Below are 20058 nucleotides of genomic sequence, written 5' to 3'. Positions count from 1 at the left end.
CCGTGAGCGTCGGCGCCGATCGCGAACATCACGAGGCGGCCGCCGATCAGGGCATAGACCGAGGCGAAGGCGAGCATTGCGAGACCAACGCGCGCGCGCGCCTTCGCGGCGCGATCGACGTTGCGCCCGTAGAGCAGGCTGCGGATCAGCCGCTGCCGCCAGGGCTCTGTGGGTTTTGCCGGGATCGGAGCGCTCATTGATTGTCCTCCGGCTGGGGCACGGAGCCCGTCACCGTCTCGGGATCGCTCGCGGCTTCGATGGTGTTGAGCATGGCTCCGATCGGGTCGGGCTCGCCCGGCCTGAACATCCGCGGCGGGCGCTCCGGCAGGTTCTTCAGCGAGTCATATTGCGTGCCGTTGACCGGCTTGAGCGACAGATGCCGGTCCGACAATCCTTGCAGGCGCAGCGGCGCATCGAGCTTGGCCCATTCGGCGCGCAACGAGGCGATCGCATCGCGCTGCTCCCGGATCTCCGCATGCAGCCGCAGCACCTTCTCGGTGCGCGCGGTGGAATCCATCTTGATCCGGTAGACATGGGCCGCCGCGAAGATCAGCGCGCCGATGACAAGGAGGTGGATGAAGCGCATGCGCTAGCCGCCCCTCATGACGTCGGAGAGTCTTGGCCAGGACGATGGCTCGCCATCGTCATGCGCGGGCGCCGAGGTGCGCTCGGCGGCGCGCAGCTTTGCGGAGCGCGCGCGCGGGTTATGCGCGACTTCGTCTTCACCGGCGACGACCGGCCGCCGCGTCAGCAGCTGGAAGCTCGGCGCGGCTTGCGCCACTTCCGGCAGATGCCGCGAGCCACCGCCGCTCTTGGAACGTGACGCGAGAAAATTCTTGACGATGCGGTCTTCCAGCGAATGGAACGAGACCACGACGAGCCGGCCGCCCGGCTTGAGCACGCGCTCGGCCGCAGCGAGCGCCGTCTGCAGTTCCTCGAGCTCTTCGTTGACGAAGATGCGCAGCGCCTGGAACGTCCGCGTCGCCGGGTGAATGTCCCCGGGCTTCGAGCGCACGACCCTGCCGACGAGATCGGCGAGCGCGCGCGTGGTCGTGAACGGCGTCTCCTGCCGATCTGCAACGATGGCACGGGCGATGCGCCGCGAATGCCGCTCCTCGCCGAAGAGATAGATGATGTCGGCGAGATCGCCTTCGGAGGCACGCGCGACCACGTCCGCCGCGGTCGGGCCCGCCTGCCCCATCCGCATGTCGAGCGGACCGTCGAGGCGGAAGGAGAAGCCGCGGCCGGCCTGATCGAGCTGCATCGAGGACACGCCGACATCCATCACGACGCCGTCGATCACCTCGACGCCCTGCGCCGCGCAGACCTCGGCGAGGTTGGAGAAGCGGTCTTCGACCAGCGTGAGCCGGCCGGCGGAGCGTTCGACGAGCTCGGCACCGCCAGCGATCGCAGTACGATCGCGGTCAATGGCAATGAGCCGGGTTCCCGGCACTTCGAGAATGGCGCGGCTGTAGCCGCCGGCGCCGAAGGTGGCATCGACATAGATGCCACCTTCGCGCGGCGCGAGATGGTCGATGGCCTCGCGGCCGAGAACCGGAATGTGCGGAGCCGAGCTCATGCGCCACGCCTGCCGAACGCCCGGCCTGACGTCGATGCCAGATCGGGAACGAAACAGCCCATGACGCCTCGAATGATTCTGCGTCGCGGCGGTTCCACGACAAAGCCCTCGTCCTACATGATTACCGAGTCCGGTCGTCCCGGGCGGCAAACCCAGTGTTCCCAGTGGAATTTGTCGGGCAGCCATGGGATTTCGAGCCAAAATACGCTTTGGCCGCCTCCGTACGCGGGTCGGCACTTCATCTCTCAGTAACGGCCCTTAGCGTTAAGAAAGCGTTGATCGGCTCGCGACAAGTCGAAATGGTGACGCTGTGGTGATGCTTCATCCACACACATGCGCCAAAATGCATTCGTTAACCGCGCCGCGCGATTGCGCGCGGCCGAGGGTAAAGGAATAGTAAAGAGAAGGGCTTGGCCCACACTCTCCGTCCAACTCGAGCTGTCCATGCCGTCCGGTTCGTCCACGCCGTCTGGATCTGATTCGAAGCGTCAACGCGTTCTCCCGGTTCCCAAGGCCGCGGCGGGCATGCGGACGTTCGATCCGGATTCCTCGATCGTCTCCGACATCATCCCTTCGCCGAACCATGGCGAGCGCGCCAAGGGACGCCAGCCGGACATGATCGTGCTGCACTACACCGGCATGCCCGATGTCGAGGGCGCGCTGGCGCGGCTGTGCACGGCGGGGACCGACGTGTCGGCGCACTACGTTGTGCTGGAGGATGGCCGCATCGTGCAATGCGTGCCCGAGGCCAGGCGCGCCTGGCACGCCGGCGTCTCGTCCTGGGCCGGCGAGGACGACATCAACTCCTGCTCGATCGGCATCGAGATCATCAATCGCGGCCATGACTGGGGCTATCCGGAGTATCCGCTGCGCCAGATCGCCGCCGTGATCGCGCTGTGCCGCGGCATCATGCTCCGCCGCAAAGTGCCGCCGCACCGGGTGCTCGGCCATTCCGACGTCGCACCCGCACGCAAGAAAGATCCTGGCGAAAAATTTCCGTGGCATTCGCTGGCCAATTCCGGCGTTGGCCACTGGGTGACGCCCGCCCCGGTCGTGCGCGGCGAGACCCTGATGCTCGGCACCATCAGCGACGCCGTGCTGAGCATGCAGCAGGCGCTCGCCAGATACGGCTATGGCGTGCCGCTGACCGGCAAATACGATGCCGCGACCATGGAAGTCATCACCGCCTTCCAGCGCCACTTCCGCCCGGCGCGGCTGGATGGTGTCGCCGATCATTCGACGCTGTCGACATTGCAGGCGTTGCTGGCGAGCTTGCCGGCGGAAGGGACAGAGGTCGCGTCGAAGTGACGGCGACGGCCACATACTTCGTCATTGCGAGGAGCTCTTGCGACGAAGCAATCCAGACTGTTCCGGCGGAAAGGCTCTGGATTGCTTCGCGGAGCCTGTCATCGGGCCGCGCTTCGCGCGGACCCGTTGGCTCACAATGACGGAGTTCGTGGCGACTATCCCATTTCCCTCACCCGTCGCGCATACAGCCGCCGCAACGGCTCCAGCTGTGTCGCCTCCGTCGCCGCCCGATACGCCTCGCGCGCCTCGTCCTTGCGGCCGAGCCGCCGCAACAGATCCGCGCGCACCGCGGGCAACAGCTCGTAGCCATCAAGCCCGCCGCGCGCGGTGATCGCGTCGACAAGCGCGAGCGCACGTGAAGGTCCATCGACCATCGACACCGCCGCGGCATGATTCAGCTCGATCACCGGCGAGGGACTGATGCGTAGCAGCACCTCGTAGAGCCCCGCAATCTGCCGCCAATCGGTCTCGTCAAAGCTGGTCGCGCGTGCATGCAGCGCTGCGATCGCGGCTTGCACGGCATAGGGTTGCGGCCGGCCCGGCAGGCGCAGCGCGTCCTCCACCAACAGCAGGCCCTCCTCGATCTGCGCGCGGCCCCAGAGCGAGCGGTCCTGCTCTTCGAGCAGCACGATGTCGCCGGCCGGTGTCTCGCGCCCGGCGCGGCGCGCATCGTGCAGCAGCATCAACGCCAGGAGGCCCTTGATGCCGGCGCGATCGGGCATCAACCGGTCCAGCAGGCGGCCGAGCCGGATCGCCTCGACGGCGAAATCGGGCCGCATCAGGCCCGTACCCGAGGTCGCCACGTAGCCTTCGGTGAAGACGAGATAGATCACGGCGAGCACGCCGTCGAGCCGCAGCGCCAGCGCGTCGCGCTCCGGCACTTCGTAAGGAATACCGGCGAGGCGGATCTTCTGCTTGGCGCGAACGAGGCGCTGGGCCATCGCCTCCTCGCTGACGAGAAAGGCGCGCGCCACCTGCGCGGTGGAGAGCCCGCACACGGTGCGCAGCGTCAGCGCGATCTGGACTTCGGCTGCGAACGCGGGATGGCAGCAGGTGAAGATCAACCTGAGCATGTCGTCGTCGAGCATGGCCGGCGGCTCGTCAGGCGCTTGCGCATTCAGTTCGAGCTCGTGCACCAGAGCTTGCCGCTTGCCGCGAAAGATAGCCTGGCGGCGAATGCGGTCGATCGCCTTGTGCTTGGCGACATTGACCAGCCAGGCGCGCGGATTGTCGGGGACCTCGCATGCCGGCCAGCGTTCCAGGGCGACGGCAAAGGCGTCCTGAAGCGCGTCCTCGGCGAGATCGAAATCACCGACGAGGCGGATCAGCGTGGCCAGCGCCCGCCCCGCCTCGTCACGGAAGATGGCTTCGATCTCGGAAGGGGTCATGTCACACGATCACTCTCCTCTCGTCATTGCCGGGCGCGGCAAAGCCGCGAGCCCGGAATGACGAAGGTGAGAGTTGTCACTTCTCATACACCCAGATCGGCCGCACCTCGATCGACCCGATGCGCGCACTGGGAATCCGCGCCGCAATCTCGATCGCGGCGTCGAGATCCTTGGCCTCGATCAGATAGTAGCCGCCGAGCTGCTCGCGCGTTTCCGCGAACGGACCGTCGGTCGTCAGCGTCTTGCCGTCGCGCACGCGCACCGTGGTCGCGGTCGTGGTCGGCCGGAGCCGATCGCCGGCCTTGAAATTGCCGTTCCGGATGATGGATTGCGTGAAGGCCTCATACTCCGCCGACATCTTCTGAGTGGTTCCCGTGTCAATCTTCGCGTACTCGGCCTCGTTCTGGTAGATCATCAGCAGATACTGCATGCTTCACTCCTGTTGTTCGGCTCTCTCGCCAGCATCCAGTCGAACGGGGCACGCTCCAAACGACATCTTCAGGATAAATTATTTCGGGCGAGGCGTGCGCGGCGATATCGGCTTGACGGAACCGTCACAAATGCTCCATGCGTAAACCGTCAGTCGGCCGGACGGCCGCTCCGGCAGGGGCCGAAAGGCCGCCGGGGAGGAAAGTCCGGGCTCCCTTGACATGCGGTGCCGGATAACGTCCGGCGGGGGTAACCCCAGGGAAAGTGCCACAGAGAACGAACCGCCCGCCTTCGCCCCTTCGGGGCTTCGGCGAGGTAAGGGTGAAAAGGTGCGGTAAGAGCGCACCGCGGATCCGGCAACGGAGCCGGCATGGTAAACCCCACCGGGAGCAAAACCGAATAGGGACGGCGTAGCGGGCTGTTCGCGCAAGCGATAACGCCGCGGGGCGATGTCAGGCCCGCCGTCCGGGTAGGTTGCTCGAGGCCATGTGCAAACATGACCCCAGAGGAATGGCCGTCACGTACCGTTCGCGCAAGCGGGCGGTGCCCTACAGAACCCGGCTTACAGGCCGGCTGATATTCTAAAGCGTTTTCGAGCGAAGTGGGTTTCCGGTTCGCGTGAAGAAAACGCGTCTTGCTAAGGAAGCAACGAGGGGTTCGGCGTGAATGCGCCGGGCCCCTCACCATTTTGGCCGAGCGCGCAGCCATTCAAACGGTGTCATTCCGGGGCGTGCGCAGCACGAGCCCGGAAACCATCGGGCCGCAGTGTTGGTGGATGAATGGATTCCGGGCTCTCGCTTCGCGAGCCCCGGAATGACGACGAGAGTTACGCGACGATCTCTTGCAACACGGCCATCAGAGCCTCCGGCGCCGTCACATTCGGCGCGTGACTGGCGTCGAGCTCGAAATGGCGCCAGCCGTCCTCGCTCTTGGTGCGGTAGCGGCCGGCCGCGCGATGTAAACGCTGCGGCCGCGTCAGGCCGCGCGCGTGTCCACCTTCACCAGGACGGGTGCAATCTCGCCGGCCTCGCGCCGCAGCTTGCTGGCCTCGAAGCCGTGCATGCCAAGCTGCCATTGCAGCCCGACAATGGCGCCCTTGGTCGGTTGCAGTAATGCGAGCGACGCGAACAGGGTCACCGGCAGCCACACCGCGAGTTGCAGCCACTCCGGCGGCGCGTAGGCTGTCTCGACCGCGAGGATGGCCGGCACCACGAGATGGCCGACGATGACCATCACGAGGTAAGCCGGAAAATCATCGGCGCGTTGGTGGAACAGCTCCTCGCCGCAATGGTCGCAAGCGTCGGCCACTTTGAGGAAGCGGCCGAACAGGTGCCCTTCCCTGCAATTCGGACATTTGCCGCTGAAACCGCGCCACATCGCCTTTGCCAGAGAGACCGTCGCCATGACCACACCTCTTCCTTTTCAACGATCCATACAATAATATATTGCATCCATACATTCAAAGGATATAGGCCCTATATTGCATGGACTGGACCCCTACAATCTCGGAGCTCTCCGGCCCGCGCTACCAGCGCATCGTCGAGGCCATGGAGGCCGACATCGCCGCAGGGAGGCTGGTGCGCGGCCAGCAATTGCCGACGCAGCGGGCACTGGCAAAAGCGCTCGGCATCGATCTCACCACGGTGACACGCGCCTACACCGAAGCCCGGCGCCGCGGCATCATGGAAGCCCGGGTCGGACAGGGCTCGTTCGTGTCGGAGACCAGCGCGCGCCGTGCGGTCGACATGCCGCATCCCGTCGCGATTGATCTCTCGATGAATGTGCCGCCGCATCCGCTGGAGGCGCAGCTCGACGAGCGCATCATCGCCGGAATGGAGTCCATCCGCGCGCAATCGGGCCTGACGGCGCATCTCAACTATCAACCGCCCGGCGGCAGCGCGCATGAGCGCGAGATCGCAGCGCGCTGGATGCGCGCACGCGTTCCGCATGCACATGCCGACAGGTTGGTGATCTTTCCGGGCGCGCAAACGATCCTGTTCAACCTGCTCGCTCATCTCGCGCGGCCTGGCGAAATCGTGCTGACGGAAGCGCTCACCTTTCCCGGCATCAAGGCCGCCGCCGCACGGCTCGGCGTCAAGCTCATCGGTGTCGCCATGGACGACGGCGGCATCCTGCCCGACGCGCTGGCGAAGGCCTGCCGCGCGCACAGCCCGAAGGCCGTCTATCTCATTCCGACACTGCACAATCCGACCACGGCGACATTGTCCGCCGAGCGGCGTGACGCCATCGCAAAAATCATCAGCGATGCCGGTACGACGCTGATCGAGGACGACGCCTACGGGCTGCTCGATCGCTCGGCATCGCCGATCGCGAACCTCATTCCGGAGCGGACTTATCTCGCGACCACGCTGTCAAAATGCATCGCGCCGGCGCTGCGCGTCGCCTATCTGTTGGCGCCCGACAACGACGCGCAGCAGACGATGCGCAGCTATTTGCAGGCCACCGTGCAGATGCCGGCCCCGCTGATGGTCGCGCTGGTGACGCATTGGATCGAGACCGGCATTGCCGACCGCATCATCACCGCCATCCGCAACGAGGCGGTCGGCCGCCAACAGCTCGCGCAGCGGGCGCTGAAGGGGTTTCAGTTCCTGGCCAAGCCGGCCGCTCATCATCTCTGGCTGCGGCTGCCGGAGGGCCGGTCCGATGTCGCGGAGCATCTCTTGCGGAATGGGCTCGCGGTGGTCGCCGGCGATGCCTTCACGGTCGACGGGGCACCACCGCATGCGGCACGCGTCTCGCTGGGGGCGGCACGCAACAGATCGGAATTGACGGAAGCGCTGCGCATCCTGGTCAGCGCACTGCAAAAGCCCGCCGACACCAGGCAGATCGTCTAGACTCTTTATTGATGATGACGACGGTGGCGTGGGCGAACCACCGGCGCAACGGCTGCAGGATAAGCCGCATAGGCCTCGCTCGGGGCCACCGCCTCGCCGCGGGCTGCGCGCCCCGCGGGCGTGAGCTGGCCGCCATTGAGCACATCGCGGTCGGGATGGGCGGCCTGATAGGCCGCAGGCTCGGAAAACTGCGCCTGCGCCATTGTCGGCATCAAGGCCGTCGCCGACAACAGCGCGGCCGCAACGGCAATGCTCATGCGGGTCATCGTCATTCTCCATCATCTCGTTCGGGACTGACCGATCGGAGCGCACGATGGCATCGGGCGGGCCCCAGGATTGAAGTACGACCGTCATGTAGGCGTGTCTTTCGCGAAAGCCCGAACGCCGCAGATCACGCTTGCGTGCAGCATGGATTGACCTGCAAGCCAGCAGGCGTGCTATGCGGGCGGGGGTGATCAACAGTTCGGGATCGCCCATTGTGACAAGGATGATCCATTGGAAGCGCTCACCTACGTCCTGCTGCTGTTCGGCGCGCTGGCCGGCGGCTTCGTCTCGGGACTGGCCGGCTTCGGCACAGCGCTGATGGCGCTCGGCATCTGGCTCTACGCGCTGCCGCCATCGCTCGCGGTGCCGCTGGTGCTGATCTGCTCGGTGATCGCGCAGACCTCGACGCTGCCGTCGATGTGGAAGAGTTTTGATCTCTCGCTGGTCTGGCCGTTCCTGATCGGCGGACTGATCGGCGTGCCGCTCGGGACCATGATGGTCGCATCGGCCGATCCAAAAGTGTTCAAGCTGAGCGTCGGCGTGCTGCTCCTGATCTTTTCGAGCGCGCTGTATCTGAACAAGAGGCCGCTCGCGATCAAGTTCGGCGGCCGGATCGCCGACGGCGCGATCGGCTTCGCCGGCGGCATTCTTGGCGGCCTCGCCGGACTGTCGGGCCCGCTGCCGATCCTGTGGGCCAACATCCGCGGCTGGAACAAGCACGAGCGACGCGGCATCTTCCAGCTCTTCAATTTCACGGTGCTCGCGACCGCGCTGGCGTTGCAGACCGCGTCGGGCCTTGTCGAACTCAAAGTGGTCTGGCTCGCGCTGGTCGCGTTTCCGGGCACACTGATCGGCGCATGGGCAGGCGCGCGGGTCTATCACGCCCTGAGCGACAAGCATTTTGGCGATGTCGTGCTCGGCCTCCTATTTCTGTCGGGCCTCGGCCTCGTCTGGAATAGTGTTGGCACGCACTAAAGCATGATCCGGAAAAGTGCGTAGCGGTTTTCCGAAAAGATCATGCTCAAACAACAACCTAAAGCGCGATGACGATTCATCCTAATCTCATCGCGCTTTAGGCGGGCACGCGTGCGGGAGGCGCGACTGGCTCGGCCCCCGCCTGCTCCATGGGTTGCTCCGGACGGGGCGATACCAGTCGCTTCATGAATTCGCGGCGCAACAACCACAAGCTCAGCGCAGCCTGGAGCGTCGTCGCAGCAATCGACAAGTACCACACGTGCTCCATGCGGAAGCCCGGCCGCGTCGACAGCCAGATCGCCGGCAGCGAATAAGTGAACACGCGCGTCGCCGAGCTCAACAGCACCGGCTTGGTGTTACCGAGGCCCTGGAACATGCTCGAGCAGGTGAAGATCAGGCCCTGCGCCACCATGTTGAGCGAGATGATCCGCAGGAACAGGAAGGCGATCTCCATCGTCTCCCTGTCGTTCGAGAATCCGGCGAGCAGCAGTTCCGGCTTCAGCTGCGCAAGAATCATGAAGCCGATCATCACGACGGTGGTGATCAGCGCCGCCTTGACGAAGGTTTCGCGCACGCGCGCGCCGTTCGCAGCGCCGACGTTCTGGCCGGCGATCGGCCCGGCCGCCAGCGCGACCGCGAGCGCCGGCATCTGGATCAGGCCGAGCACCCGCTGCCCAATGCCGAATCCCGCCTGCGCCGCCGCGCCGAAATCGCGCAGCACGTAATAGACCACGGCCATGAAGATGAACATCATCGCGAATTCGCCGCCGGCCGGCAGACCGACATTGAGGATGCGCTTCAAGTGGCGCGGCTGCGGGCGCCACTGTGTCGCGTTGAACGCGACGTAGCGCTCGACCTTGCGGAAGTACGCCAGCAGCATCAGTACGCCCGCGGCGACCGCGATCGAGCTCGCCAGCCCCGCGCCGGCGACGCCGAGCGCGTAGTCGGTGCCCCAGCCCGAGATCAGCACCGGCGCCAGCGCGATGTTGATGACGACCGCGAGGACCCGCACCAGCATCGCAGGGCGCACGATTCCCGTCGCGCGCAGCGCGGATGCGATCACTTGCATGACGAATTCCAGCGCGAGCGCCGGCATGAACCACAATAGATAAGTGGTTCCCGCCTCGATCGTGGCGACGTCCGCGGCGACCGACCGCATATAGAGGCGCGACAGCGCCGCTCCCGCAACAAGGGTCAACAGGCCGAACAGCATCGACAGCGCGACCGCCTGGTTGAAGATGAGGTTGGCGTCCGGCCGGTCCTTGCGTCCCACGGCATGCGCGATCAGCGCCACCGTGCCGACGCCGAGCACCTGCATCAGGGCGTTGACGAGGAAGCCGGCATTGCCGGCCGCGGCGACGCCCGCAACCGCGGCATCGCCCAGACCCGACACGAAGTACAGATCGACCAGCTGGCAGATCATGATCGAGATCATGCCGGCCATGATCGGCGGCGTCATGACCAGGATGTGTCTCACGATGGAGCCGTGTGTCAGGTCTTTCATCTCATTCCATCCTCAGGCGACGTGGCCGGCATTCGTCCACCGGCCACGCGCGTCATTCCGCTGCTGCGATATGTCCGAGCTCCACCACCTGGCGCTCGAACAGGCCGCGATAGATGCCGCCGGGCTTGCCCGCGAGCACGGCATGCGTGCCCTGCTCGACGATCTCGCCGCGGTCGAACACCAGGATGCGATCGAGGCTCTTCACCGTCGATAGGCGGTGTGCGATCACGATCGAGGTGCGGCCCTTCATCAGCCGCTCCATCGCCTGCTGGATCAGCGCCTTAGATTCCGAATCGAGGCTCGAGGTCGCCTCGTCCAGGATCAGCACCGGCGCATCCGCCAGGAAGGCGCGCGCCAGCGCGACGCGCTGCCGCTCGCCACCCGACAGCTTCACGCCGCGCTCGCCGACCAGCGTGCCGTAGCCCTTGGGCAGGCGCAGGATGAAGTCGTGCGCGTTCGCAAGCCGCGCCGCCTGCTCGATCGCCTGCAGGCTGGCACCCGGCCGGCCATAGGCGATGTTCTCGGCGAGCGAGCGATGAAACAGGATCGGCTCCTGCTGCACGATCGCGATCTGGCTGCGCAGCGATTGCTGCGTGGCCAGCGCGATGTCCTGCCCGTCGATCAACACGCGGCCGCCGGAGACGTCGTAAAGCCGCTGCACCAGCTTGACGAAGGTCGTCTTGCCGGAGCCGGAACGGCCGACAAGGCCGACCCGTTCGCCGGCACGGATCGTCAACGACAGCCCGTCATACAGCGGCGCGCGGTGGCCGCCATAATGAAACGTGACGTCGTCGAACACGATCTCGCCGCCCTCGATCGCGATCGGCCGCGCGGCGGAAGCATCCGCAATGCCGATCGGCTCGTCGTGGATCGCCACCAGCTCGTCCATGTCGTTGACCGAGCGCTGCAGGTTGTTGATATGCATGCCGACATCGCGCAAGTAGGCGTGGATGACGTAGTAGCTCGTCAGCACATAGGTGACGTCGCCGGGCGAGGCGTGACCTGACATCCACAGCAGCACCGATCCGCCGATCACGGACGCGCGCAGGCACAGCAGCAAGGAAAGCTGCGACATGGCCGTGTAATTGTAGCGCAGCCAGGTCCGCCGCACGCGCACGCGCCAACGGCCAATGACGCGGGCGAGCCGCGCATCCTCGCGCGCTTCGGCACCGAACGACTTCACCACGGCGTTGCAGGTCAGCGCGTCCGCCAGCGTGCCTCCGACCTTGGTGTCCCAGGCATTGGAGACGCGGGCCGCCGGCGCGATGTAGCGGGTCGAGAACACCACCGTGATCGTGACGTAGAAGATCGCCCCGAGCGCGATCACCAGGCCGAGCGAGGCCCAGTGCACGCCGATCAGGACCATCGAGCCGATCAGCACCAGCAGCGAGGGCGCCAGCGCCATCAGGATGGTGTCGTTGAGCAGGTCGAGCGCCCACATGCCGCGGGTGATCTTGCGCACCGTGGAGCCAGCAAAGGAGTTCGCGTGCCAATCGGTCGAAAAGCGCTGCACGCGCGTGAACGCGTCCTGCGCGACGTCGGACATGATCTTCAGCGTGAACGGCACGATCGCCTGGAGGCCGACGAGCCGCAGCACCATCGAGGCCGCGCCCAACGCCACGATGGCGCCGAATGCCACCAGCGCCGCGCGGCGCGCGTCCGGATCGGACGGGCCGCGCGTCAGCGCATCGACCAGATGCCCGGAGAACACCGGCATGAACAGATCGGCGATGGTCGCGCCCAATAGGCCGCCGGCCACGATGAGGCCGCGCCCGGGCTGTTTCAGCCAGTGCCGGAACACGAAGGGCAGCACCACGCGGATCGCGGCGGGCTTTTTGGACAGAGCGGTCATGACATCATCCGGCCGCTCGCGCAGGCCGGCTCCATTGATGGACGCAGGCCGGCCGCGAGGGCCGAAACGGCGTCACTCAAAACTGACTTTGACTTGGGAAGCGGAGCGATCGGGGCGCTGGGTCGAAACCTTGGCCCAATCGAAGCTGGCGGAAGAGGCCTCTAACAGGCCGCGTACATACCGAGCCAGGACATCATCGAGCGCGGGCGTGCGATCTGCGAATGCGACGAAATCATGCAAATCTCTCCCCGGTTCGATTGAATGAGGTGCGCTTTATAGATGTGTCGTTTGCCATTTGCAACGGGGCTCACGCGAGATCACAGATGAGTGTTGCAATTTGGTGCGGGGGCGTTGGCGCGCGGCGCTTTGCTGCGCACCGTCCCTCGCCTCAATCTCCACTGTCATGCTTGACCGGGGGATCCAGTACGCCGCGGCGGATGTGGTGAGAGCGGGCTCTCCAACGCCGGCCTCTGGGATACTGGATCGTCCGCCCCAGTGCGCAAGTGCGCACAAGGCGGACGATGACACCGAGTATGTATAGCGTCAATGCGCGTCGCCGCCGCCGGTCATCGCGGCCGGCTTGTTCAGCAGCGCGACCAGCAGGCTGAGGCCGAGATAGAACAACGTCAGCATGAAGAAGGCGTCGCCGAAGCTCATCACCACGGCCTGGCGGTGCACGAGCTGGGAGAGCTGTTTCATCGCCATCAGCGTGGAATCGCCGAGCCCCTGGAATTTCTGCATGAACATGGTCAGGGTTTCGGTCGCAGTCGCGTTGCCCCAGGTCACGCGCTCCTGGAGACGCGTGATGTGCAGATCGGTGCGATCGTTGAGCACGGTGTTGATGATGGCGAGCCCGACCGCGCCGCCGAGATTGCGCATCAAATTGAACAGGCCGCTCGCGTTCTTCACCCGATCAGGCGCCAGCGTGCCGAGCGCGATGTTGTTGGTCGGCACCATCGCGAACATCATGCCGATGCCGCGCAGGATCTGCGGCACCAGCAGCTCGTAGAAATCGTAGTCGCGGGTGATCCAGGTCATCTGGTAGGAGCCGATCGCGAACACGACGAGGCCGAACGCAATCATGTAGCGCATGTCGAACTTCACCATGAGACGGCCGACCAGCGGCGCGACCAGGAACATGGTGATGCCGGAGACGAACATGGTCTCGCCGATCATCAGCGCGCTGTAGCCGCGCACTTCGGCGAGATAGCGCGGATAGATATAGGTCAGGCCATAGAGGCCGATACCGATGCAGAACTGCAGGAGGCAGCCGATCGCGAAGTTGCGGTTCGAGAAGGTGCGCAAATTGACGATCGGCTCGGCCGCCGTGAAGACGCGCCAGAAGAAGGCGATCGCCGAGATCGCGCAGATCCAGGCGCAGATCGCCACCGAGGTGTCCTGCAGCCATTCATATTGCGGACCTTCCTCCAGCACATATTCGAGCGTGCCGAGGAAGCCGGCCATGAACAGCAGGCCCCACCAGTCGAAGCGGTCGAGCAGCTCGAAATGCGGCTCGTCGAAATCGACCAGCGCCAGCACGCCCAAGGTGATGCTGATGCCGGGCACGACGTTGATGAAGAACAGCCAGTTCCACGACATCAGGTCGGTGATGTAGCCGCCGACGGTCGGCCCGATGGTCGGGGCCAGCGTCGCGACGAGACCGATGATCGGACCGACGATGTGGAATTTCGTGCGCGGGAACACGGTATAGGCCGAGGCGAACACCGTCGGAATCATGCCGGCGCCGAGGAAGCCTTGCAGCGCGCGCCAGAGGATCATCTCCTCGATCGTGGAGGCGAAGCCGCAGAGCAGGCTCGAGAAGGTGAAGCCGGCGGCCGAGATCGCGAACAACAGCCGCGTACCGAAAGCGCGCGACAGAAATCCCGACAGCGGGATCGCGATCACTTCGGCGATCAGATAGGCGGTCTGGACCCAGGAGACTTCGCTGGAGCTCGCCGACAGGCCGGCTTGGATCTCACTCAGGGAGGCCGAGACGATCTGAATGTCCAGGATCGACATGAACATCCCGAACACCATGATGATGAAGGCAAACAGCCGCTTCGGCGCGATGCGCTCCGAAGCCGGATCCGCCATCATGGCAGGTGAAGCGGTGGTGGCGTTGGCCATGGTCCGACCTCGCGGCGCTCGAGCCGCGCCTACTGCGGATGGATCGCGGTGGGATCGTCGAGATCGACCTCGCTGTCGGCGTCGGCCGCACCTTTGTTGGTGTCGACGGTGGCGTAGACCGACATGCCGGCTCGGAGCAGGTTCTGCTTCGCCACCGACTTCGGCACGCGGATGCGCACCGGCACGCGCTGCACGATCTTGGTGAAATTGCCGGTGGCATTGTCAGGCGGCAGCAGCGTGAAGACCGAGCCTGCGCCCGCCGCGATGCTGTCGACCACGCCCGAGAACTTGCGCATGCCGTAGGCATCGACCTTGATCGTCACCGGCTGGCCGGGACGGATGCGCTTGAGCTGCGTTTCCTTGAAATTGGCGTCGATATAGACGGCATCGAGCGGCACGACGTTGCCGAGGCGCTGGCCGACCGCGACGAAATCGCCGGCGCTGACCAGGCGATTGGAGAACGTGCCGTCGACCGGTGCGCGCACGGCGGTGAAGCTGAGGTCGCGCTCGGCCTTCGCGAGCGTGGTCTTGAGCTCGGCGAGCTGCGCCTGCGCTTCGGCCTGCTGCGCCTTGGCGACGTCGACATTGCTGACGGCGACGTCGTAGGCGGCCTGCGCAGCCTTGACCGCGGCGGCGCCCTGGTCGCGTCCGGCTTCCGAGCTCTCGAACACGGCGCGCGAGGCAAAGCCCTTGTTGCTCAGCGCCTGCTGACGCTCATAATCGAGATCGGCGCGCTTGAGGCCCGCTTCAGCCGAGACGAGCTGCGCCTTGGCCTGCGCGACCTGGCTGTCGAGCGCGGCGACCTGGCGGCCGATACGATCGATCGTGGCCTGCTGGGTCGCGATCTTGGTCGCGGCGGCATCGACCGCGATCCTGTAGTCGCCATCGTCGATGCGGAAGACGACATCGCCGGCACGCACCGGCGTGTTGTCGCCGGCGAGGATCGAGGAGATGTGACCGGCGACGCGCGCGCCGAGCATGGTGTTGTTGGCGCGGACATAGGCGTCGTCGGTGGAGATGTAGAAGCGGCCGACCAGCGTGTAGTAGCCGGCATAGCTCGCGACCGCGAGCGCCAGCAGCAAGCCAACACCCATCAGGACGAATTTGCGCTTGCCGGATTTGGGCGCGCCGGCAGTGGCGCTATCGGCAGGTACAGCCGGGGCCGCCCTATCGGTTGCGGGCTTCTCGGCCACCTCGGCGGTGCGGCGCTTGGTTTCCTCGGCCACATGAGAGCGCAATTGCTCGGCCAGGACGGCGGGTTTCTCGGTCGCAGCGTCACCGCTCGCCTGCTCCGGCGTCGTCTCCACCGCTTCCTGGCGAAGGACGCGCGCTGCCTGGTCTCTCGATACGGCCATAAAGGCCTCCCCAAAAAGCGCGACCAAGGGCAGGCCGTCGTGCGGCCTGTTCCCTCTCGCTCATCCCAAATACCATTGACCGAACCGTTCGTCAATATACATAATATTCCCGCCCGGGACCCTACGGGCCCGAATCCTTATATTTGCGTTCCATGGCGCCAGACCCGATCCAAAAACCTTCCGAGACCCTAAACCAATGGTTGTAGCTGCCAGCGAACATCTGCACGTCCTCCAAGAGGAGGACAGTTCCAAGCGACGCCAGATCCTGGACGGGGCCCGCAAGGTGTTCATGGCGCTCGGTTTCGACGGCGCCAGCATGGGCGAGATCGCGCGCGCCGCGCAGGTCTCCAAGGGCACGCTCTATGTCTACTTCGCCGACAAATGCGCGCTGTTCGAAGCCATCCTCGAAGAGGAGGCGCTCCAGCACGGCCAGGTCGTGTTCAATTTCGATCCCGCGCGCGATGCCGAAACCACGCTGAAGGAGTTCGGCCGGGCCTACATCCATCTGCTCTGCCGCCCAGGCGGCGGATCAGCGATCCGCACCGTGATGGCGATCGCCGAGCGCATGCCCGATGTCGGCCGCCGCTACTATGGGCGGGTGCTGGACAAGACCATCAACCGCCTCTCCGAGTACCTCAGAGCCCATGTCGGCTCCGGCGAGCTCGCGATCGACGATTGCGATCTTGCCGCCTCGCAATTCATGGAACTCTGCAAGGCCTCACTCTTTCTGCCCTTCGTCTTCCAGGCCGCCCCTGCACCATCGGAAGAACGGATGACTGAGGTGGTCAACAGCGCGACACGGATGTTCCTCGCGGCGTACCGGGCGAAGTAACGGCAAGCAGGCCACGCGTTGCGCAGGCCGGCGCCGCGGCCCTATATTGCGACCATGTCTCGTGATCTTCGCCCGCCGGTCGATATCCTCCATTATGAGATCGTCCAGGAACAGGCCTCGGCACTCGGACGGATGGGCCGCGCGCTCGAACAGACGCTGACGCGCCTGCGCGAGTTCGACGCCGCCCACGCGCTCTCGGACACGCCGGCCTCGTTGCAGCCGGCGAGGCGCAAGCTGGTCGCGGAAGCCGGCCAGGCGCTCTGGATGTTCGTGGTGCAACGTGAGGCCACCGGCTTGCGCGACAGCCGCCACATCATGCGGACCTACAACGTTCCCGGCGAGGTGCAGCGGTGCATGGGGCTGGTCCCCGTGCCGTCGAAGCCGACTTCGAAATGACTTGATAAGTCGGTCGAGCTATGCCTCGGCAGACGCGACGCGTGATTGCGCGAAAGCAGTCGCCCAACATTCCGCCGTCGTCCCGGCGAAGGCCGGGACCCATACCGCGTGATCCATCAATTGCAGACGGTCAGAGTACGACGGTCAGAGTACCGAACGACGAATCTTCGCCAAACTGCGTCCTCGGATTATGGGTCCCGGCCTTCGCCGGGACGACGCCTGTGATACAGCGCGGATCTTACTTCAACTCCTCAATCGTCGGCGTACTCGTCTTCTTCGCGCTTGTGCGCGGTGCTCTTGCGGCCGAGCGAACCAGTCACGGAAGGATCGCGCGCATTCGCATACGGACTACGTGACTGCGCACGCGCGGCGACCTCTTCGCCGGAGACAGCGGCCGGCTGGCAGATCAGGCGACGGCTGGCGCGGCGCATCAAGTCGACGTGGATGTGATCGTAGTGATAGACGTTGGAGCCCGGTGCGAGCACCGTGGTGAAATGCGCGCAGGCGCCGGACTGCACGTCGCGCAAAAACCCCTGCTCTTCCGGCATGCCGCGCCAGCCGTCCTTCACGGTGACGCGGCGGCCGTCGGCGAGCACGAAGGCAGATATGTCGAGCGCATTGCCGAAGGCGTGCTCGGAGATGTGGGCGCGCGAGTTGCCGTTCATGCCGCGGCAGGAATAGGCGGAGATCTGCTTGATCTCGGCGACGCGGACGCCGAACCAGCGCATGGCCGAGGGCTGCACGGTATCGGCGAGCCAGCGGTCGAGCTCGGACACGATCGGACAGGCCAGCGTTGCAGTCGGCTTGATCGCAACGGGACCGACAGCGGTGACAGGATTGCCCTGCGCCGGGCCAAGACGCGGCAGCGGCTGCTGCGCGGGCGCCTGCGAGTAAGGTGCCGGACCGGCCGGCCGCGCCGGATAGCTCGGTGCATTCATATAGCGCGCAGCGCCCGCCGCATCGGTGCCCTCGGGCGGCAGATCGATCTCGTCTTCCTGCGGCGCCACGCCGGGCGCGTTCAACGACATCGGTCCGGTTGAGGTGCCATAGCCGGAAGGCTGTTGCACCGCGCTCTCGGGGTAGTTCGATCGCTGTGGATAAGAGGAGGCCGGATAATTCTGGCTCTGCGGATAGTTCGATCGCGGCTGCGTCACCGGCCAGCGCGGCTGGTTGCCGATGTTCCCCGGCGGACGCAGTTCCTCGTCGGCAAAGCCATAGCTGCTGGAGGCTTCGCCAATGGCGGCGACCTTGAGTGGAAATTCGGCGCCGCACTGGCCGGGCCCGGAGATCGGGTCGATGCGGACGATGTCCGCACTCTCCTTGACCGCGCCCGATTTCAGGCACGCCGCTTCCGCCTCGGCTCGCCACGGTTCACGTTCGGCCTGAAAGAAGCCGCGTCCGCAACCCGCTAGCGAAACAAGGACGATGGAGCCGACAAGATACAAACGAACTCCGCGCGTCATGAACGCACGTTCGGCGAATTTACTTAAAGACTCTTCAACGTGTCGATTTCAGCGTTCTTTAACCATGCCGGCCCGTGCGCGGCGAAATGCTGCAAGGACTGAGCGACAGCAAGACTGACTTTTTCGGCGAGAGACTTTCTGTTAACCATAAAGCACTCGCCCAAGGCGGCGCGACGGGAGCGATCTCATGACGTTCGCCGGCAGACTGAGCATTATCGCTGCGTACCTCGCCATGGCCTTCGTCGGCGCCATCGTGCTCGGCATGATTTAGAGACTCATCAACCGCACTCGCAGCCCCCTCTCCCGCAAGAGGAGGAGGGATAACGGCATATCGCGAGGAGCTACGATCGCGCGCTCCACTGCCGCGACGTCGTGATCAGTTGCTCCTGCCGCTCCTCAACACGCGTCCAGTCGTTTCCGGAGCAGAAGAAGCGGCCGAGCGCACAGGCTTCGACGTGCAGCTTGCCGGAGCTCTTCAGCGTCATCGTCGCGTAATAGGTGTTGCCGCTGGAGCGGCTATAGATGTTGCCGGTCCAGACGTCGTGCGATTTCGGCTTCATGTTGACGAGAACGCTCTCACCTCGGTTTGAGGCCTCGGTCAGCGCATAACCGCACAGTGCCGGTCCGCAGCGCTCGATGCGGACGGTGCCGTTGGCGCCGGCGCTCTCCCATTCGCCGAGCGGCGTATAGCCCCCGTCGTCGCTGCGCTGTGCAACCGTTGCGGTCTGCTTGATCTCGGGCCTCGGGACGATGACCGGCGGCTCGATGCGCGGCGGATCGAGCGCAACGATCTTCGGCGGATCTACGCGCTGCAAATCAACCCGCATCGGATTGGGGATCGACGCCTCGAGTTTTTGCGCCGGCGGCAGCACAACGGGCTGCGACGTTGTCGCGGCAAGGACGGGAGGCGCCGGTGGCGGCACGACCGCAGTCGCTTGTGGCGGCCGGACCGGCGCCGCCGGACAAACCGGCTGCGGTGCCTGGACCATCGGCGCGGGTGCCGGCTGCGAGGCCGGTGTTGTGCTGATGTCTTCTGTCGGCCGGAGGCCGCGACTGGACACCGAAACGCAGGAAGCAGATCGGCAATTGCGCGGTGCCTCGACATGAAACCGGTGGCCGCCGATCGAGAACGAATAGGAACCGGCCTGGGCAGCGGGCGCAATCGCCATCAAGGCGATCAATGTGCCAAGCGAAGCCGCAAGCCGCTTCATCGACGCCTCCCTCTGTGTCGCGGCGACGTTACCCGGATGAAGGATGGCCGAATGTGCGCCGGCTCACGCAAGCCGCCGCAAGCCGGCGTGACGTCCATCACGGAAGAAGGAACGGCTCCTGCGTAGGGTCGTACCACGCTCAGTCACCAGCGACATCAGTCCATACCGGGACCACGCCATTTTCGGAGGTTGTCATGAACAAGCTCACCATCGCCGCCACCGCGCTCTTCCTTGCTTCGACCGCCGCCGCACATGCCGGCAACTCGATCTCGTTCCAGATCGAAGGCCAGCACATCCGCATCGAGACGCCGCGCAATTGCGCCTCGCTCAATTGCGTGACCATCGTCGCGCCGGGCCTGTCGGACAAGCCGATCAAGCTGAACAACATCAACCTCAAGGGCCTTGGCGGCTCCAACGACGATGACGTCGACACCACGCCGGCTCCGGCGACGACGACCGCGCAGCCCGCGCCGGCTCCGGTGCAGCAGCAGCCCGTGCCGCAGGCGCCGGTCCAGGCGGC

17 protein-coding genes, 1 other RNA gene and 3 pseudogenes are annotated in these 20058 nt (G+C 65.3%); 7 read left to right on the top strand and 14 right to left on the bottom strand.

Translation table 11 applies throughout. From position 1 onward, the window contains the following. From CWO91_RS34860 to rsmH, 3 genes and pseudogenes are all read right to left on the bottom strand, one after another. A pseudogene (locus tag CWO91_RS34860) lies at positions 1-197 on the bottom strand (penicillin-binding protein 2); the annotation flags it as partial. Further along, complete coding sequence (ftsL, locus tag CWO91_RS34855; RefSeq protein WP_091879235.1) at positions 194-586, bottom strand: cell division protein FtsL; 393 nt, start codon at positions 584-586, stop codon at positions 194-196. The pseudogene CWO91_RS34860 and the gene ftsL, both read right to left, overlap by 4 nt. Positions 587-589: 3 nt before the next feature. Next, on the bottom strand, positions 590-1579 hold the full coding sequence (gene rsmH / locus CWO91_RS34850; RefSeq protein WP_165405930.1) for a 16S rRNA (cytosine(1402)-N(4))-methyltransferase RsmH: 990 nt from the start codon (positions 1577-1579) through the stop codon (positions 590-592). 525 nt (positions 1580-2104) lie between these two features. Here rsmH and CWO91_RS34845 point away from each other — a divergent pair. After that, positions 2105-2887, top strand: coding sequence for an N-acetylmuramoyl-L-alanine amidase (locus CWO91_RS34845; protein ID WP_130220020.1), 783 nt, complete (start codon positions 2105-2107; stop codon positions 2885-2887). Positions 2888-3042: 155 nt separating this feature from the next. Here the strand turns inward: CWO91_RS34845 and CWO91_RS34840 are convergent, their stop codons facing one another. Together CWO91_RS34840 and CWO91_RS34835 are read right to left on the bottom strand one after the other, a co-directional pair. Further along, on the bottom strand, positions 3043-4275 hold the full coding sequence (locus CWO91_RS34840) for an RNA polymerase sigma factor (protein WP_130220019.1): 1233 nt from the start codon (positions 4273-4275) through the stop codon (positions 3043-3045). A gap of 76 nt (positions 4276-4351) precedes the next feature. Next, a complete protein-coding gene (locus CWO91_RS34835) occupies positions 4352-4705 on the bottom strand; it encodes a YciI family protein (RefSeq protein ID WP_091879244.1) in 354 nt (117 codons plus the stop codon). Between the two features lie 149 nt (positions 4706-4854). On the opposite strand from CWO91_RS34835, the gene rnpB reads away from it, so the two are divergent. Then, positions 4855-5285: RNase P RNA component class A (gene rnpB, locus CWO91_RS34830), an RNA gene on the top strand. Positions 5286-5530: 245 nt separating this feature from the next. On the opposite strand, the pseudogene CWO91_RS44715 reads toward rnpB, so the two are convergent. Continuing rightward, a pseudogene (locus CWO91_RS44715) lies at positions 5531-5641 on the bottom strand (alpha/beta fold hydrolase); the annotation flags it as partial. Between the two features lie 38 nt (positions 5642-5679). Continuing rightward, entirely contained in the window at positions 5680-6108 is a 429-nt protein-coding gene (locus CWO91_RS34820) for a DUF983 domain-containing protein (RefSeq protein WP_130220022.1), read from the bottom strand. Between the two features lie 80 nt (positions 6109-6188). Between CWO91_RS34820 and CWO91_RS34815 the strand changes: the two genes are divergently transcribed. Continuing rightward, complete coding sequence (locus CWO91_RS34815) at positions 6189-7559, top strand: PLP-dependent aminotransferase family protein (protein WP_130220018.1); 1371 nt, start codon at positions 6189-6191, stop codon at positions 7557-7559. Between the two features lie 5 nt (positions 7560-7564). Here CWO91_RS34815 and CWO91_RS34810 read toward each other — a convergent pair whose 3' ends face one another. Further along, positions 7565-7825, bottom strand: coding sequence for a hypothetical protein (locus tag CWO91_RS34810; protein WP_165405929.1), 261 nt, complete (start codon positions 7823-7825; stop codon positions 7565-7567). Positions 7826-8054: 229 nt separating this feature from the next. On the opposite strand from CWO91_RS34810, the gene CWO91_RS34805 reads away from it, so the two are divergent. Then, positions 8055-8798, top strand: coding sequence for a sulfite exporter TauE/SafE family protein (locus CWO91_RS34805; protein ID WP_130220016.1), 744 nt, complete (start codon positions 8055-8057; stop codon positions 8796-8798). Positions 8799-8895: 97 nt separating this feature from the next. On the opposite strand, the gene CWO91_RS34800 is transcribed toward CWO91_RS34805, so the two are convergent. From CWO91_RS34800 to CWO91_RS34785, 4 genes are all read right to left on the bottom strand, one after another. Beyond that, positions 8896-10302, bottom strand: a complete 1407-nt coding sequence (locus tag CWO91_RS34800) for an MATE family efflux transporter (protein WP_130220015.1) — start codon at positions 10300-10302, stop codon at positions 8896-8898. Positions 10303-10354: 52 nt separating this feature from the next. Next, a complete protein-coding gene (locus tag CWO91_RS34795; protein WP_165405928.1) occupies positions 10355-12154 on the bottom strand; it encodes an ABC transporter ATP-binding protein in 1800 nt (599 codons plus the stop codon). A 543-nt stretch (positions 12155-12697) separates the two neighbouring features. Beyond that, positions 12698-14281 carry a DHA2 family efflux MFS transporter permease subunit gene (locus tag CWO91_RS34790; RefSeq protein WP_091879262.1) on the bottom strand — a complete coding sequence of 528 codons (1584 nt, stop codon included), beginning with the start codon at positions 14279-14281 and terminating at the stop codon, positions 12698-12700. A gap of 29 nt (positions 14282-14310) precedes the next feature. Beyond that, a complete protein-coding gene (locus tag CWO91_RS34785; RefSeq protein WP_130220013.1) occupies positions 14311-15636 on the bottom strand; it encodes an HlyD family secretion protein in 1326 nt (441 codons plus the stop codon). A gap of 196 nt (positions 15637-15832) precedes the next feature. Between CWO91_RS34785 and CWO91_RS34780 the strand changes: the two genes are divergently transcribed. Continuing rightward, positions 15833-16468: a TetR/AcrR family transcriptional regulator gene (locus CWO91_RS34780; RefSeq protein ID WP_130220012.1), complete on the top strand. Its 636-nt coding sequence runs from the start codon at positions 15833-15835 to the stop codon at positions 16466-16468. Between the two features lie 54 nt (positions 16469-16522). Further along, positions 16523-16864 (top strand): DUF6665 family protein, encoded by a 342-nt coding sequence (locus tag CWO91_RS34775; protein ID WP_130220011.1) that lies wholly within the window; start codon positions 16523-16525, stop codon positions 16862-16864. Between the two features lie 251 nt (positions 16865-17115). On the opposite strand, the gene CWO91_RS34770 is transcribed toward CWO91_RS34775, so the two are convergent. Both CWO91_RS34770 and CWO91_RS34765 read right to left on the bottom strand, forming a co-directional pair. Beyond that, entirely contained in the window at positions 17116-18327 is a 1212-nt protein-coding gene (locus CWO91_RS34770) for an extensin-like domain-containing protein (protein WP_130220010.1), read from the bottom strand. A gap of 341 nt (positions 18328-18668) precedes the next feature. Continuing rightward, positions 18669-19538 carry a DUF2147 domain-containing protein gene (locus CWO91_RS34765; RefSeq protein ID WP_130220009.1) on the bottom strand — a complete coding sequence of 290 codons (870 nt, stop codon included), beginning with the start codon at positions 19536-19538 and terminating at the stop codon, positions 18669-18671. Positions 19539-19732: 194 nt separating this feature from the next. Here CWO91_RS34765 and CWO91_RS34760 point away from each other — a divergent pair. Then, positions 19733-20058 (top strand): annotated as a pseudogene (locus CWO91_RS34760) (DUF2147 domain-containing protein); the annotation flags it as partial.

It is taken from the genome of Bradyrhizobium genosp. SA-3 (assembly GCF_004212635.1).
Lineage (GTDB): Bacteria > Pseudomonadota > Alphaproteobacteria > Rhizobiales > Xanthobacteraceae > Bradyrhizobium.
This window is presented reverse-complemented; position numbering and strand designations above follow the sequence as displayed.

What these genes read in the sequence shown, in the direction of transcription:
- CWO91_RS34770 (WP_130220010.1), bottom strand. Translation starts at nt 18,327, where the DNA reads ATGACGCGCGGAGTTCGTTTGTATCTTGTCGGCTCCATCGTCCTTGTT.
- CWO91_RS34765 (WP_130220009.1), bottom strand. Translation starts at nt 19,538, where the DNA reads ATGAAGCGGCTTGCGGCTTCGCTTGGCACATTGATCGCCTTGATGGCG.
- CWO91_RS34795 (WP_165405928.1), bottom strand. Translation starts at nt 12,154, where the DNA reads ATGACCGCTCTGTCCAAAAAGCCCGCCGCGATCCGCGTGGTGCTGCCC.
- CWO91_RS34815 (WP_130220018.1), top strand. Translation starts at nt 6,189, where the DNA reads ATGGACTGGACCCCTACAATCTCGGAGCTCTCCGGCCCGCGCTACCAG.
- CWO91_RS34780 (WP_130220012.1), top strand. Translation starts at nt 15,833, where the DNA reads ATGGTTGTAGCTGCCAGCGAACATCTGCACGTCCTCCAAGAGGAGGAC.
- CWO91_RS34775 (WP_130220011.1), top strand. Translation starts at nt 16,523, where the DNA reads ATGTCTCGTGATCTTCGCCCGCCGGTCGATATCCTCCATTATGAGATC.
- CWO91_RS34835 (WP_091879244.1), bottom strand. Translation starts at nt 4,705, where the DNA reads ATGCAGTATCTGCTGATGATCTACCAGAACGAGGCCGAGTACGCGAAG.
- CWO91_RS34845 (WP_130220020.1), top strand. Translation starts at nt 2,105, where the DNA reads ATGCGGACGTTCGATCCGGATTCCTCGATCGTCTCCGACATCATCCCT.
- CWO91_RS34800 (WP_130220015.1), bottom strand. Translation starts at nt 10,302, where the DNA reads ATGAAAGACCTGACACACGGCTCCATCGTGAGACACATCCTGGTCATG.
- ftsL (WP_091879235.1), bottom strand. Translation starts at nt 586, where the DNA reads ATGCGCTTCATCCACCTCCTTGTCATCGGCGCGCTGATCTTCGCGGCG.
- CWO91_RS34810 (WP_165405929.1), bottom strand. Translation starts at nt 7,825, where the DNA reads ATGACCCGCATGAGCATTGCCGTTGCGGCCGCGCTGTTGTCGGCGACG.
- rsmH (WP_165405930.1), bottom strand. Translation starts at nt 1,579, where the DNA reads ATGAGCTCGGCTCCGCACATTCCGGTTCTCGGCCGCGAGGCCATCGAC.
- CWO91_RS34790 (WP_091879262.1), bottom strand. Translation starts at nt 14,281, where the DNA reads ATGGCCAACGCCACCACCGCTTCACCTGCCATGATGGCGGATCCGGCT.
- CWO91_RS34820 (WP_130220022.1), bottom strand. Translation starts at nt 6,108, where the DNA reads ATGGCGACGGTCTCTCTGGCAAAGGCGATGTGGCGCGGTTTCAGCGGC.
- CWO91_RS34785 (WP_130220013.1), bottom strand. Translation starts at nt 15,636, where the DNA reads ATGGCCGTATCGAGAGACCAGGCAGCGCGCGTCCTTCGCCAGGAAGCG.
- CWO91_RS34840 (WP_130220019.1), bottom strand. Translation starts at nt 4,275, where the DNA reads ATGACCCCTTCCGAGATCGAAGCCATCTTCCGTGACGAGGCGGGGCGG.